This window comes from Kineococcus sp. AC630, assembly GCF_979255925.1.
The window spans coordinates 12,796-27,146 of record NZ_CEEDMJ010000006.1 but is presented as its reverse complement, the minus strand read 5'-3'; the positions used below and the strand labels follow the sequence as shown (position 1 = coordinate 27,146).

Genomic DNA, 14,351 nt, shown 5'->3' with positions numbered 1-14,351 from the left:
GTGACAGGCCTACCGGGCCGGGTTCGACGAGCGAGGGGGCTCCTGCGGTGGTGACCATGGCCGACGTCGCGCGGCTGGCCGGGGTGAACGCCTCGACCGTCTCGCACGTCCTCAACGGGACCCGCGCGGTCAGCGGACCCACGCGGGAAGCGGTCCTGTCCGCGATCGCCAGCACCGGGTACCGCCAGAACACCCTCGCCCGCTCACTGGCCCGGTCCTCGACGACCACGCTCGGCCTGGCGAGCCGCTTCGTCTCCAACCCGCACTTCGCCGACCTCGTGACCTCCATCGAGGGCGCCGCCCACGCCGCCGGGTACACCCTCGTCCTCGCCGACACCCACGACGACCCCGCCGAGGAGGTGCGAGCCGTCCACGAGCTCGCGGACCGTCGCGTCGACGGGATGCTGCTGGCCCCCTCCGTCCACGCCGAGGTCGAGGCCCTCCCCTTCCTCGCCGCGCACGGCATCCCCACCGTCCTGCTCGACCGCTTCGCCGACGCCGACGTGGACCAGGTGGCGCCGGAGAACACCGAGGCGACCGCGCTGCTGACCTCCCACCTCGCCGACCTCGGCCACCGCCGTCTCGCGTTCGTCGCGGGGCTGACCGGGCTGAGTTCCACCTCCGAACGCCACGCGGGGTTCTCCCGGGTCCTCGCCGAACGCGGACTGACCGGCGTCGTGCTGGACGGGGGCAGCGAGACCTCCCTCGCCGAGACCGCGGTGCTCTCGGCGTTCGCCGGCGCCGACCGTCCCAGCGCCGTCGTCGTCGGCAACAACTCGATGACCGTCGGCACCCTGCGCGCGCTGCGGTCGCTGGGGTTGTCCGTCCCCGACGACGTCGCCCTCGTCTGCTACGACGACCCCGAGTGGGCCGACCTCGTCGAACCCCGCCTCACCGCCATCCACCAGGACGTCCCCGTGATGGCGACCCGCGCCGTCACCATGATCCTCGAGCGCCTCGCCGGCACCGCGCCCGACACCCCCCGCCGCGAACGCATCCCCCCCACCTTCCGGCACCGGAACTCCTGCGGCTGCTCCTGACCCTGCTCGTGGCCGGCGGGTTCGGGTCGTGGACGCCACGCACCGCTAGGTCCGGCGCGTGGCGTCCACGACCCGGAGTCATCCCGGTGTCCACAGGAACGCAGGAGTCCCCAGTCCTGCACAGACGCGAAGCCGGCGACCGGCGACCCCGCGTTCCTCCCGCACGATCCCCGCATGCCCCGGAAGAAGAACTACGACCGTGCCGCGGTCGATGCGTTGATCGCGCGGTCCGACGGCGTGGTCAAGCGCGCAGACCTGGTCCTCCTCGGAGTTCCGGACTCCACGCTGACCAACCTGACGGGACCTCGCGGTCGCTGGCAGCGCATCCTCCCCGGCGTCGTGCTCGCGCACCGCGGAAACCCGACGCTGCTCGAACGGCGCCGGGCCGCGTTGACGTACGCAGGGCCCGACAGCCGCCTCAGCGGCCACCACGCCCTGGACGTCTGGGGCGCGCTGGGTCGACGCGTCGAGGTCGGCCGGGAGATCCTGGTCGTGGTCCCCCATCCGCGGCACCGCGTGTCGAGCGGGTTCTGCGTCGTCGAGCGGTCAGAACGTGGAACGGGACGCGCCGAACGGGGTGGGCTGCGCGTCACGGGAGTCGCCCGAGCCCTCGGTGACGCCTGCCGACGGCAGGACCTCTCGCTCGACGACGTGCGAGAGGTCATGAGCACCGTGCTCGCCGCGGACCGGTGCACCCTGCGACAACTGGACGCCGTGATCAGGCACGGCCCCACCCAGCGCAGCGGTCACTCACGGGTGGCGCTGGAAGAACTCGGCGCGGCGACTCGCAGCGCGGCCGAGGGGCGCGCCTTCCGCGTCGTCTCCCGATCCGGACTCCCCCAGCCGGTGTGGAACGAGCCCGTCGTCGTGGCCGGACGGTGGATCGGGAACGCGGACGCCTACTGGCCCGACCTCGGCGTCGTCCTCGAGATCGACTCGATGACGTGGCACCTCGGAGCTCAGGCGCTCCGCCGCACCCAGGCGAAGGCTCGGCGTTACGCGGAGGCCGGTGTCATCCTGCTCTCCATCGCCCCCGCCGATCTCCTGGGCGACCCGACGGCGTTCCTGGACCAACTGCGGCGGACGCTCGAGACGGCGGCCGCGGCCAAGCGTTCGGGGCGTTGACGCCACACGACGAACCTGGTGGCGCGAGGCGTCCACGACCCGAACCCCCGGACCCCGCGACGACGGCTACAGCCACCCCCGCGACTCCGCCAGGCGCACCGCCTCGGCGCGGGTCCGCGCGCCGGTCTTCCCGATCGCGGCGGAGAGGTGGTTGCGCACCGTGCCCTCGGACAGCGACAACCCGCCGGCGAGGTCGGCGACGGTCCGGCCGTCGCGGGCCAGGCGCAGGACGTCGGTCTCGCGTTCGGTCAGGGGGTTCACGCCCGCGGCCAGCGACTCCGCGGCCAGCGCGGGGTCGACGACGCGGAGCCCGGAGGCGATGCGGCGCACCACGTCCGCCAGTTCCCGGGACGGGGTGTCCTTGACGACGAAACCGTGGGCGCCGGCCTCCATCCCGCGGCGCAGGTAGCCGGGACGGCCGAAGGTGGTGACGATGAGCACCCGCACCGAGGGGACCGAGCGGCGCAGCGCCGCGGTCGCGGCGATCCCGTCGAGACCGGGCATCTCGATGTCGAGCAGCGCGACGTCCGGGCGGTGCTCGCGGGCGGCGGCCACGACGAGGTCCCCGCGGGAGACCTCGCACACCACGGACAGGTCCTCCTCCAGCGACAGCAGCGCCGCCAGCGCACCCCGCACCAGCGCCTGGTCGTCGGCCAGCATCAACCGGATGCTCACACCCGGACCGCCAGTTCGAAACCGCCCTGGGCGGACCGGCCGACGGTCAACGCGCCCCCGGCGACGCGGGCGCGTTCGGCGAGGCCCGCGAGTCCCGCTCCGCCCCCGGACCCCGGCCGGGGCCCGGAGCCGTCGTCGCAGACCACCACGGCGCAGGACGAGACCGTGATCCAGCAGGTGCGCGCCCCGGAGTGCCGCACCACGTTCGTGACCCCTTCGCGCACGACCCAGCCGAACAACTCCTGCAGCTCTCCCGGGACCTCGTCCACGGAACCGGGCAGCCGGTCCGTGACCCCCGCGGCGGCGAGCGCCTGGCGGGCGCCCGCGAGTTCCGTACCGAGGGACACCTCGCGGTAGCCCTCCAGCGCGGCCCGGACGTCGGTCAGCGCGGTGCGCGCCAGGCGTTCCACGTCCTCGACCTCCACGCGGGCCCGTTCCACGTCGACGTCGAGGAGCCGTCCGGCGAGTTCCGCCTTCAACGTGATGACCGTCAGCGAGTGACCGAGGAGGTCGTGCAGGTCCCGGGAGAAGCGGGTGCGCTCCTCCGCGACGGCGAGGCGGGCCAGGTCCTGCTGCGCGGCCGCGAGCTGTCGGCTGCGCCGGATGAGCCGGGTCATCCCGAGGGTCGCGACGGCCGCGAAGAACGTCCCGATCGCGGTGCTCTGCAGGTCCGACCAACCGTCGACCCACCGCCCGGCGAGCACGAGCGCGACGACGCAGACGAGGAACAGTCCCAGCGCCGGTCGCAGCGGCAGCGTGAACGCGGCGTAGGCGGAGATGAAGTACACGGTGTTGAAGCCGCTGGAACCGGCGCCGGGGACGATCACCGCGGTCAGCGCGAACAGCGCCGCGAGCCCCAGGACGGCCCGCCGGCGGGTGGCCCCCAGGTCGCCGGTGGCCCGCATCGTCGACCAACCCCGCGACAGCAGGACGAAGTAGAGGACGGCGAAACCGAGGGTCGCCAGGATCGCGAGCGCCCCCAGCGCGCGGTCGGGGTTCTTCCAGGCGTCCTCGACGGTCTGGACGAGGATGAGCAACCAGACGCCCGCGAACACGAACCCCGACCCCCGCATGCGCGGGATCGCCAGGGCGGGCAGCGGTTCGCGCGGCGGCACGGGAGCACCCTCCCACGCCACCGCGCTCTCGCCGGAGGTCACACGCGGCCGGTGTCGCGGCGGAACAGCCACGCCGCGGCGGCTCCGAACACCCCCGTCCACACCACGAGGTTCACGACGGCTCCGACGAAGGAACCGGTGTGCTGCAACGGCCAGTGCGCCAGCACACCGACCCCGTAGGCCGGGGTGAAGGACGCGACGGTCTGCAGCGTCGAGCCGAACAACGTCAGGGGGACGAACAACCCACCCATGAGGGCCAGCAGGGCGAGCACCGGACCCATGACCTGCATGGCGTTCTCGGAGGGCACCAGGTAGCCGATGGCCAGCCCGAGGGAGGCGAAGACGAGGGACCCGATCCAGGCGACGAGACCGCCCACGACCCACGCGGAGGCCCGCATCGTCGCCCCGGTCACCGCCCCGAGGAGCAGTTCCACGACGACGGGGATGAAGGCGATGCTCGCCGCGGACAGCACCTTCGAGGTGACGTAGGTCGCCGGGCGCATCGGGGTCAGGCGCAACTGCCGGCTCCAGCCGCTGGCTCGTTCGACGGCCACGGAGGCGCCGACGCTGGTGGCCGCGACCATCGCCCCGTAGACGGCGAAGCTGATCATCACGTAGCCCTTCGCGTCGCCGTCGGACTGCGACGCGCCGAACGCGAAGTAGAAGACGACCGGCATGACGATGGTGAAGACCAGGGTGCGCCGGTTGCGCAGCACCCGCCGGATGTCCAGCTTCAGGTAGGTCGGGTTCACCAGTCCGCGCGGGACCTCGGGGGCGATCGCGGTCATCGGGAGACCTCCTGGGTGGAGTCGCTGGTCAGGGAGACGAAGGCGTCCTCGAGACCGCGGGCGGTCACCTCGAGGTCGGTGGCGGGGGTGCGCGTCAGCAGGAACCGGGCGACGGCGTCGGAGTCGGTGGCCTGCACCAGGACCTGGTCGCCGTTCACCTGCAGGTCCTCCACGCCCGGCATCTCGGCGAGGTCGTGCAGGCGCACCCCGGGCCAGGTGGCGCGGACGGTGCGCCCGGCGGAGAGCGCTTTGATCTGCGACGGGGTGCCGTCGGCCACGATCCGTCCGTGGGCGACGAGGACGATGCGGTCGGCGTAGGTGTCGGCTTCTTCGAGGTAGTGGGTGGCGAACAGGACGGTCCGCCCGCGCCGGGCGTCGTCGCGGATGGCGCCCCAGAAGGCCCGGCGGCCCTCGACGTCCATCCCGGTGGTGGGCTCGTCGAGGACGAGCAGGCGCGGGTCGGGCAGCAGGGCCATCGCGAACCGCAGCCGCTGCTGCTCACCCCCGGAGCACCTGCCGACGCGCCGGTCGGCGATGTCGGAGATCCCGGCCCGCTGCAGGACGACGTCGACGGGCTGGGTGCGGGCGAACAACGACGCGGTGACCTCGACGGTCTCGCGCACCGAGAGGTCCTTGAGCAGCCCGCCGCTCTGCATGACGGCGGACACCCAGCCGCGGGCGACGGCCTCGCGCGGGGGGACGCCGTAGACGCTGGCGGTCCCGGTGCTGGGCTGGGACAGGCCGAGCAGGACGTCGATCGTCGAGGTCTTGCCGGCCCCGTTCGGGCCGAGGAAGGCCACGACCTCCCCGGGGCGCACGACGAGGTCGAGACCGTCGACAGCGGTCACCGCACCGAAGCGCTTGGTGAGGCCGGTGACGGCGATGGCGGCCGGGCTCGTGCTCAGCGTGAGCGTCGCGTCAGGTGCTGTGCTCTCCATGAGGAGGAGCCTCACAGGTCGGGGACGTCGGTGCCTCGGCCTCGCGTCACCCCGGACCCATGACGGATGTCACCTCGTGACGGCGCGCTCCCGCGACCACCAGAAGACGAGGAGTCCAGCCGCGAGTCCCCAGAACGCCGACCCCACTCCGGCGAAGGTGACTCCCGAGGCGACGACGGCGAACGTGAGGCCGGCCGTCACCCGATGCCTCGGGTCGCTCAGCGCGGAGGTCAGTCCCCCGGCGAAGGAGGAGAGCAGGGCGAGCCCGGCGACGGCCTCGACGAGGACCGGGTCACCGTTGCCGACGAACTCGGCGATCGGGGTCGCGAGCAGTCCCAGCACCAGGTACCCGCCTCCGCCGGCCACGGCGGCGACCCAGCGCCGGCGCGGGTCGGCGGACGCGCCCGGCCCGGCGATGATCCCGGCGGCGAGCGCCGAGAGGTTCACCGCGTGGCCGCCGAAGAACGCCGCGACGGCGCTGCCCACCCCGGACCCGACGAGCACGCGCGCGACGGGGACGTCGCGGTAGCCCAAGGTGTCGAGGATCGCGAAACCTGGGACGTTCTGCCCGGCCATCGTCACGACGTAGAGCGGGACCCCGAGCGAGACGATGACGAAGGGGTCGAACGCGGGGACCACCGCCAGCAGCCGCGGCGCCCACTCGAGCGCGATCCCGCCCTCCAGCAGCCACGCCGTGCCGAGGAGTCCGACGACCATCGCGGCGGGCACCGCCCACGCCGCGGCGTAGCGACGCAGCACCAGCCACACGACCACGACGGCCAGCGCGGCCACGGGTTCGCGGCGCACCGCGGTGACCGGGGCCAGGCACAACGGCAGCAGCACCCCGGCCAGCAGCGCCCCCGAGACCGGGGCGGGAACCCGCCGGACGAGGTTCGCCAGCCACGGCCAGGCGCCGGTGATCACGAGCAGCAGCGCGCAGAGGAGGAACGCCCCGACGGCCGCGGCGAAGGAACCGGTGCGTCCCTGCGCGGCGACGATCAGCGCAGCGCCGGGCGTCGACCAGACGAACGACAGCGGCTGCCCGGTGCGCCAGGACATGAGGCAGGCGAGGAGCCCCTGGGCGAGGCAGAGGGCGAGCAGGCCGGACGCCGCCTGCGCGGGCGAGGCTCCGGCGGCGGTCAGCCCCGCGAGCACCAGGACGAAGGAGCTCGCGAACCCGGTCAGCGCGGCGACGACGCCCGCGACGACGGGACGGGCGAGTTCGGGACGGGCCAGCTCGTGACGGGGTTCGCCGGACGGGGAGCGGATCAGGCCACCTCGTCGACCCGCGCGGGGACCGCGGCGACGCACGGGGAGGGGTCGCCGACCCACGCCTCCCCCACGGTCCCGGCGGCGAGGCGCGCCGCGTAGAGGTCGACCTTCGCGGCGATGACGTCGCGGGCGGAGGCGAGTTCCGCCAGCTGCTCCTCGACGCGGTGCTGGTGGGCGGCGAGCAGACCGAGACGTTCGGCCTCGTTGCCCTCGCCGGCCCGGACGAGTTCCGCGTAGCGGCGGACGTCGGGCACGGGCATCCCCGTGCCCCGCAGCCGCGCGCACATCCGCAGCCACTCGACCTCGAGCGCCGAATAGCGGCGTCGACCACCCGGGTCGCGCCGGACGGGTCCGACGAGGAGCCCTTCGCGTTCGTAGAAGCGCAGCGCGTCGACGCCGATCCCCGTCAGCTCACTGACCTCACCGATCCCGAAGCTGGAGTCCACGCAGCAAGCCTAGACGGACGGCCGGAACCCTCGGGGGTTCCGGCCGTCCGCTCGTGGTTCAGGCGCCGATGAGGCGTGCCCCCAGCCACTGGGTGACCTGGGTCAGCCCGACGCGTTCCTGCGCCATCGTGTCGCGTTCGCGGATGGTCACCGCCTCGTCCTCGAGGGTGTCGAAGTCGACGGTGATGCAGTACGGCGTGCCGACCTCGTCGTGACGGCGGTAACGACGGCCGATGGCGCCGGCGTCGTCGAACTCGACGTTCCAGTTCCGGCGCAGCTCAGCCGCGAGGTCACGCGCCTTCGGCGAGAGGGACTCGTTGCGCGACAACGGGAACACCGCGGCCTTGACCGGGGCGAGGCGGTGGTCCAGGCGCAGCACGGTGCGCTTGTCGACGCCACCCTTGGTGTTCGGGGCCTCGTCCTCGGTGTAGGCGTCGACGAGGAACGCCATGAGCGAACGGGTCAGACCCGCTGCGGGTTCGATGACGTAGGGGACCCAGCGTTCGCCCTTGGTCTGGTCGAAGTAGGACAGGTCGACGCCGGACTCCCGGGCGTGCGTCGTCAGGTCGTAGTCGGTGCGGTTGGCGACGCCCTCGAGCTCGCCCCACTCCGAGCCCTGGAACCCGAACCGGTACTCGATGTCGACCGTCCGCTTGGAGTAGTGCGACAGCTTCTCCTGCGGGTGTTCGAAGAACCGGAGGTTGCCGGCGTCGATGCCCAGGCCCGTGTACCAGGACATGCGCTCGTCGAGCCAGTACTGGTGCCACTGCTCGTCGGTGCCGGGTTCGACGAAGAACTCCATCTCCATCTGCTCGAACTCACGCGTCCGGAAGATGAAGTTGCCGGGGGTGATCTCGTTGCGGAAGCTCTTGCCGATCTGGCCGATGCCGAACGGCGGCTTCTTGCGCGCGGAGCCCATGACGTTGGCGAAGTTCACGAAGATGCCCTGGGCGGTCTCGGGGCGCAGGTAGTGCATCCCCTCCTCGTTGTCGACCGCACCGAGGTAGGTCTTCATGAGGCCGGAGAAGTCGCGGGGTTCGGTCCACTGCCCGCGCACGCCCGTCTCCGGGTCCGGCACGTCGGCGAGACCGTTGACCGGGGGGTGACCGTGCTTGGCCTCGTAGGCCTCGAGCAGGTGGTCGGCCCGGTAGCGCTTGTGGGTCTGCAGCGACTCCACCAGCGGGTCGCTGAAGACCTCGACGTGGCCGGAGGCCTCCCACACGCGCCGCGGCAGGATCACGGAGGAGTCCAGGCCGACGACGTCGTCGCGGGAGGAGACCATCTGGCGCCACCACTGGCGCTTGATGTTCTCCTTCAGCTCGACCCCGAGGGGGCCGTAGTCCCAGGCCGAGCGGGTACCGCCGTAGATCTCACCCGAGGGGAAGACGAAACCTCGGCGCTTGGCGAGGTTGATGACGGCGTCGAGGCGAGGGGTGGGCGAGGCCACGCGGGATCTCCTGTCCGGCTGGGTGTCGGCGGTCGAGCGCCACCCCGCGGGCGGGGCGGGCGTCCTCGCAGAGGTTACGCGCTGAGCGATCCCGCCTGCTCGCTGCCCGACGCCGCTCGGCCCAGCGCACGCGAGCACGTAGGGTGACCTGACCCGCCTGTCGAGAACGGCTCGCAGGACGAACGGAAGGAGACGAGCCAGTCGTGTCGATCCCGGCCCGCCGGTCCACGAAGCAGCGTTCGGCCGTCTCCGCGGTGCTCGACGAGGCCGACGCCTTCCTCTCCGCCCAGGACCTGCACGCCAAGCTGCGGGCCCGGGGGGAGAACGTCGGCCTGGCCACGGTCTACCGCGCGCTGCAGGTCCTCGCCGAGGACGGTGACGTGGACGTGCTGCGCACCGACGACGGCGCCGAGGCCGTCTACCGCCGCTGCTCCACCGGGCACCACCACCACCTGGTCTGCCGCCGCTGCGGGGCCACCGTCGAGGTCGAGGGGCCCGCGGTCGAGGCCTGGGCCAAGCGGGTCGGCGCCGACCACGGCTTCACCGCCGTCCAGCACGTCGTCGAGGTCTTCGGCGTGTGCGCGGACTGCAGCGAGCTCGTCTGAGCACCGCGGGACGCTCTCGCGGGACCCCCACGGGCCCCGGCGACGCGGCCCGCGGGGAGCCGCGTGCTGAGCACGAGCAGTCACGACCGGTAACGTCACAGGCCGACCACCGTCTTCGAGACAAACGGGAGAGACCGTGAACCGCTCCGAACTCGTCACCGCCGTCGCCCAGCGCGCGGGCCTGACGCAGTCCGACACCGACACCATGCTCAACGCCCTGGGCGACGTCCTCGTCGAGGCCGTCGGCAAGGGCGAGGCCGTCAAGCTCCCGGGCCTGATGACCGTCGAGCGCGTGGAACGCGCCGCCCGCACGGGCCGCAACCCGCGCACCGGCGAGACCATGGAGATCGCCGCCTCCTTCGGCGCCAAGCTCACCGCCGGCTCCAAGCTCAAGGCCGCCGCCAACGGCAGCTGAGGTCGCGTCGCACCGAGGACGCACCTGCGCCTCGCCTCCCCCGGTTTCGTCCCTGGCGACGGACACGCAAGACTGCCCCCGCCGCCCCCTCCGGGCGGCGGACGGCAAGTCAGGACGTGCACCCGGAGTCAGCGTCGACCCGAGCACCGGCAGGGAGGCGAGGCGAGGCGATGAGCACCACGCACGACGAGACCAGTGGAGTGGACGACCAGGTACGGAGCACGTCCCAGGACGGGCTGACCGTCGACGGCGTCTCCTCCCACGAGGGTCACGCGGCCCTGCGGGCCTCCGTCCGACGGCTCGGGGAACTCCTGGGCGCCTCGCTCACCCGGCACGAGGGTCAGGAACTCCTCGACCTGGTCGAGCAGGTGCGTGCCCTGGCCCGCGAGGCCGACGACGGCGCGGAGCTGGCCCGACTGCTCTCCGGGGTGGACGACGCGACCGCCATCGTCCTGGCCCGCGCCTTCACCGCCTACTTCCAGCTCGCGAACGCCTCCGAGCAGCTGCACCGCGGCCTGGAGCTGTCCAAGCAGTCCGGTGGCGGCCTCGACGCCACCCTCGCCCGGCTGGGTGAGGCCCTGGCCGCCGGTGACCTCGACCCGGCCACCGCCCAGCAGATCCTCGGTCGCCTCCAGCTGCGCCCGGTCTTCACCGCGCACCCCACCGAGTCCAGCCGTCGCTCGGTGCTGGACCTGCTGCTGCGGATCACCACCATCGTCGAGGCCTCGGAGGACCCGACGCAGCGCCCCGTCGACGCCCAGCGCGGCCAGCGCCGCCTCGCCGAACTCGTCGACGAGCTGTGGCAGACGGACGAGCTGCGCGTCCTGCGCCCCCGGCCGGCCGACGAGGCCCGCTCGGCGCTGCACTACCTGCGCAACCTGACCTCCACGGTCCTGCCGGACCTGCTCGAGGACCTCTCGGTCGGGCTCGCCGAGCTCGGCCTGGACCTGCCGCTGGACGCCCAGCCGCTGCGCTTCGGCAACTGGGTCGGCGGGGACCGCGACGGCAACCCGAACGTGACCCCGGAGGTCACCGCCGAGGTCCTGGGCATGCAGCACGACGCGGCCCTGGACGTCCTCAGCGCCGCCACCCGCGACCTCATGACCCAGCTCGCGGCCTCGACCCAGATCGTCGGGTTCTCCGACGAACTGCTCGCCTCCCTCGAGGCCGACGCCGCCGCGCTGCCCGACGTGCACGCCTCCCGCGTCCACCTCAACGGCGAGGAGCCCTACCGCTTCAAGCTGTCCTACGTCCTGGCCCGCCTCGAGGGGACCCGGGCACGGCTGCACACCGGCAACGACCACGTCCCCGGCCGCGACTACGCGTCGGTGGCCGAGTTCACCGCCGACATCGTGATGATCTCGGAGTCGTTGCGCGCCAACGAAGGTCACCTCGTCGCCGACGGCGCCGTGGCCCGGCTGCTGCGCGTCACCCGCGCGGTGGGCTTCGGCCTGGCGACCCTGGACGTGCGCGAGGACGCGGGCAAGCACCACGAGGCGCTCGGCGCGATCTACGACCGCCTCGGTGAACTCATCACGCCCTACGCCGACCTCGACCGCACCGCCCGCACCAAGCTCCTCTCGAAGGAGATGACGGGCCACCGCCCGCTCATCGGCGCCGCGGTCCGCACCCTCACGGGGACTCCCGAGAAGGTCGTGCGGCTGTTCTCGACCATCCGCGACTCCCTCGACCGCTACGGCGACGAGACGATCGAGACCTACATCGTCTCGATGACCAAGGGCATCGACGACCTCTTCGCCGTCGTCGTCCTGGCCCGTGAGGTCGGCCTCGTCGACCTGGCCGAGACGCCGGGCGCCAACGACGTGGCGCGCATCGGGTTCGCCCCGCTCTTCGAGACCGTCACCGAGCTCGAGAACGCCGAGGAACTCCTCGAGGGTCTGCTCTCCGACGCCTCCTACCGCCGTGTCGTGGCGGCCCGGGGGAACGTGCAGGAGATCATGCTCGGCTACTCCGACTCCTCCAAGGACGCCGGGATCGCGGCCTCGCGCTGGCAGATCCACCGCGCCCAGCGCGCGCTGCGCGACGTCGCCGCCCGCTACGGGGTGACCCTGCGCCTCTTCCACGGCCGCGGCGGGTCGGTCGGGCGCGGCGGCGGTCCCACCGGCGAGGCGATCCTGGCCCAGCCGTACGGCACCCTCGACGGTCCGATCAAGGTCACCGAGCAGGGCGAGGTGATCTCCGACAAGTACGTCCAGCCGCGCCTGGCCCGCCACAACCTCGAGGTCGCGCTGTCCGCCGCGCTCGAGGCGTCCACGTTGCACCGCACGCCGTTGCAGCCGGACACCGTCCTGGACGACTGGGACGTGACGATGGGCATCGTCGCCGCGAAGGGCCAGGAGGCCTACCGCCGCCTCATCGGCGACCCCGGTCTCGTGCCGTTCTTCCTCACCGCCACCCCGGTCGAGGAGCTCGGGAACCTCAACATGGGTTCGCGTCCCTCCCGTCGCCCCGGCGGGACGGGCGGGCTCGAGGACCTGCGCGCGATCCCGTGGGTGTTCGGCTGGACCCAGACCCGCATCAACGTGCCCGGCTGGTTCGGGGTGGGTTCGGGTCTGAAGGCGGCCCGCGAGGCCGGGCGCAGCGACGACCTCAAGGCCATGGCGGCCGACTGGAGCTTCTTCCGCAGCTTCATCTCCAACGTGCAGATGACCCTGGCGAAGACCGACCTCGGCATCGCCCGGCACTACGTCGACGAGCTCGTCTCGCCCGACCAGCGCGCGACGTTCGACGTGATCCGCGCCGAGCACGCGACGACGCTGGAGGAGATCCTGCTGCTGACCGAGCAGGACGAACTCCTGCAGTCCGCGCCCGTGCTCAAGCGGACCCTGGAACTGCGCGACGCCTACCTCGCGCCGCTGCACGCCCTGCAGGTGTCCCTGCTCGCCCGCTCGCGGGCCAGCGGCGACGACGTCGACCCCGCCCTGCGCCGCGCCCTGCTGCTGACCATCAACGGCATCGCCGCGGGGATGCGCAACACCGGCTGACCCCGTTGGGGATCGTTGCCTCCCCGGTGTCGTCCAGTGACACCGGGGAGGCAACGATCCCTCAGGCGGTGGGCGTGTCCCGGGCCGCGCCGTAGCGCCGGTCCCGTTCGGCGTAGGTCTCGATGGCCGCCCACAACGACCGCCGGTCCACGTCGGGCCAGAGCACGTCGGAGAACACCATCTCGGCGTAGGTGGACTGCCACGGCAGGAACCCCGAGGTCCGCTGCTCCCCCGAGGAACGCCAGAACAGGTCCACGTCGGGCATGTCCGGTTCGTCGAGGTAGCGGGCGATCGTCTTCTCGTCGATCCGGTCCGGGTTCAGCCTCCCCGCCGCGACCTCCTGGGCGATGGCCCGGGTCGCGTCGACGATCTCCGCCCGGCCGCCGTAGTTCACGCACATCGTCAACGTGCAGACGGTGTTGTCCCGGGTCATCTCCTGGGCCGTCTCGAGCTCGGTGATCACGCTGCGCCACAGGCGGGGACGACGCCCCGCCCAGCGCACCCGCACCCCCCAGGAGTTCATGACGTCGCGCCGGCGACGGATGACGTCGCGGTTGAACCCCATGAGGAACTTCACCTCGTCGGGACTGCGCTTCCAGTTCTCGGTCGAGAACGCGTAGGCCGACACGTGGGTCACCCCCACCTCGATGGCCCCGGCGACGACGTCGAGCAGGGACGCCTCGCCCATCTTGTGGCCCTCGACGCGGGACAGACCCCGGGCGTTCGCCCAGCGGCCGTTGCCGTCCATGACGATCGCGACGTGCTTCGGGACGAGGTCGGCGGGCAACGTCGGCGGCCGCGCGCCGGAGGGGTGGGGCGGGGGCGCGACCACCTCGCGGTTCACGGGAGGCGGGGCTGAGCGTCGACGTCCTGGCACGGTCCCCAGGGTGCCAGGTGAGACCATGGGACGTGCCCTCCCCCACCGTTCCTCCCCGCACCGCACTCGTCCGGCACGGGGAGACCGACTGGAACCGGGACGGTCGACTGCAGGGACGCACCGACATCCCGCTGAACGACACCGGCCGCGCCCAGGCCCGTGCGCTCGCCGGGACCCTGGCCGGTCAGGGCTGGAGCGCCATCACCTCCTCACCGCTCTCCCGGGCCCGCGAGACCGCGCAGATCATCGCCACCCACCTCGGCCTGGAACTGCTGCCCGCCCACGACGACCTGGTGGAGCGCAACTTCGGCGAGGCCGAGGGCGGCAACCGCGAGGAACTCACCGCGCGGTTCCCGAACGGCGAACGCCCCGGTGGGGAGTCCTGGCCCGAGATCGTGGCCCGCGGCGCGGGGGCCGTGCGCCGGATCCGCGCCGAACACGGTGACGCGGCACTGCTGGTCGTGGCCCACGGAACCTTCATCCGCGCCACCGTCGACGGGTTGACCGGCGTCGAACTGACGCGGCTCGCGAACGCCTCCGCCGTGCTGCTGGAAGGCGCCGGCGAGGACTGGCAGCTGACCCGGGAACCGCAGAACGCCTGAC

The 14,351-nt window shown here is 72.7% G+C and carries 14 protein-coding genes; 6 read left to right on the top strand and 8 right to left on the bottom strand.

Features of this window, described 5'->3' with window-relative positions; all coding sequences use genetic code 11:
• Positions 1-56 precede the first annotated feature (56 nt).
• Both AC0I8G_RS07935 and AC0I8G_RS07930 read left to right on the top strand, forming a co-directional pair.
• Complete coding sequence (locus AC0I8G_RS07935) at positions 57-1,040, top strand: LacI family DNA-binding transcriptional regulator (RefSeq protein WP_471729432.1); 984 nt, start codon at positions 57-59, stop codon at positions 1,038-1,040.
• Positions 1,041-1,214: 174 nt separating this feature from the next.
• Positions 1,215-2,165, top strand: a complete 951-nt coding sequence (locus tag AC0I8G_RS07930; protein ID WP_471729431.1) for a hypothetical protein — start codon at positions 1,215-1,217, stop codon at positions 2,163-2,165.
• A 66-nt stretch (positions 2,166-2,231) separates the two neighbouring features.
• Here AC0I8G_RS07930 and AC0I8G_RS07925 read toward each other — a convergent pair whose 3' ends face one another.
• From AC0I8G_RS07925 to AC0I8G_RS07895, 7 genes are all read right to left on the bottom strand, one after another.
• The gene (locus AC0I8G_RS07925) at positions 2,232-2,840 is read right to left on the bottom strand and encodes a response regulator (protein WP_471729430.1); all 609 of its coding nucleotides are present in this window, start codon (positions 2,838-2,840) and stop codon (positions 2,232-2,234) included.
• On the bottom strand, positions 2,837-3,955 hold the full coding sequence (locus AC0I8G_RS07920; protein WP_471729429.1) for a sensor histidine kinase: 1,119 nt from the start codon (positions 3,953-3,955) through the stop codon (positions 2,837-2,839). Before AC0I8G_RS07920 ends, AC0I8G_RS07925 begins: the two co-directional genes overlap by 4 nt.
• Positions 3,956-3,993: 38 nt before the next feature.
• Positions 3,994-4,743, bottom strand: a complete 750-nt coding sequence (locus AC0I8G_RS07915; protein WP_471729428.1) for an ABC transporter permease — start codon at positions 4,741-4,743, stop codon at positions 3,994-3,996.
• Positions 4,740-5,681: an ABC transporter ATP-binding protein gene (locus AC0I8G_RS07910; protein WP_328295499.1), complete on the bottom strand. Its 942-nt coding sequence runs from the start codon at positions 5,679-5,681 to the stop codon at positions 4,740-4,742. Before AC0I8G_RS07910 ends, AC0I8G_RS07915 begins: the two co-directional genes overlap by 4 nt.
• Positions 5,682-5,750: 69 nt before the next feature.
• Positions 5,751-7,013: a benzoate/H(+) symporter BenE family transporter gene (locus AC0I8G_RS07905; RefSeq protein ID WP_471729427.1), complete on the bottom strand. Its 1,263-nt coding sequence runs from the start codon at positions 7,011-7,013 to the stop codon at positions 5,751-5,753.
• Positions 6,950-7,399, bottom strand: coding sequence for a MerR family transcriptional regulator (locus AC0I8G_RS07900; protein ID WP_471729426.1), 450 nt, complete (start codon positions 7,397-7,399; stop codon positions 6,950-6,952). The genes AC0I8G_RS07905 and AC0I8G_RS07900 overlap by 64 nt, the downstream gene beginning before the upstream one ends.
• A gap of 58 nt (positions 7,400-7,457) precedes the next feature.
• Positions 7,458-8,846: a glycine--tRNA ligase gene (locus AC0I8G_RS07895; protein WP_328295496.1), complete on the bottom strand. Its 1,389-nt coding sequence runs from the start codon at positions 8,844-8,846 to the stop codon at positions 7,458-7,460.
• A gap of 203 nt (positions 8,847-9,049) precedes the next feature.
• Here AC0I8G_RS07895 and AC0I8G_RS07890 point away from each other — a divergent pair, with 203 nt between their 5' ends.
• From AC0I8G_RS07890 to ppc, 3 genes are all read left to right on the top strand, one after another.
• Positions 9,050-9,451, top strand: a complete 402-nt coding sequence (locus AC0I8G_RS07890) for a Fur family transcriptional regulator (RefSeq protein ID WP_471729425.1) — start codon at positions 9,050-9,052, stop codon at positions 9,449-9,451.
• 136 nt (positions 9,452-9,587) lie between these two features.
• Positions 9,588-9,866: an HU family DNA-binding protein gene (locus AC0I8G_RS07885; RefSeq protein WP_380260202.1), complete on the top strand. Its 279-nt coding sequence runs from the start codon at positions 9,588-9,590 to the stop codon at positions 9,864-9,866.
• Between the two features lie 170 nt (positions 9,867-10,036).
• On the top strand, positions 10,037-12,871 hold the full coding sequence (gene ppc / locus AC0I8G_RS07880; protein ID WP_471729424.1) for a phosphoenolpyruvate carboxylase: 2,835 nt from the start codon (positions 10,037-10,039) through the stop codon (positions 12,869-12,871).
• Between the two features lie 61 nt (positions 12,872-12,932).
• Here the strand turns inward: ppc and AC0I8G_RS07875 are convergent, their stop codons facing one another.
• Positions 12,933-13,703: an isoprenyl transferase gene (locus AC0I8G_RS07875; RefSeq protein ID WP_380162154.1), complete on the bottom strand. Its 771-nt coding sequence runs from the start codon at positions 13,701-13,703 to the stop codon at positions 12,933-12,935.
• Positions 13,704-13,780: 77 nt separating this feature from the next.
• Between AC0I8G_RS07875 and AC0I8G_RS07870 the strand changes: the two genes are divergently transcribed.
• Positions 13,781-14,350: a histidine phosphatase family protein gene (locus tag AC0I8G_RS07870; protein ID WP_471729423.1), complete on the top strand. Its 570-nt coding sequence runs from the start codon at positions 13,781-13,783 to the stop codon at positions 14,348-14,350.
• Position 14,351 lies beyond the last annotated feature (1 nt).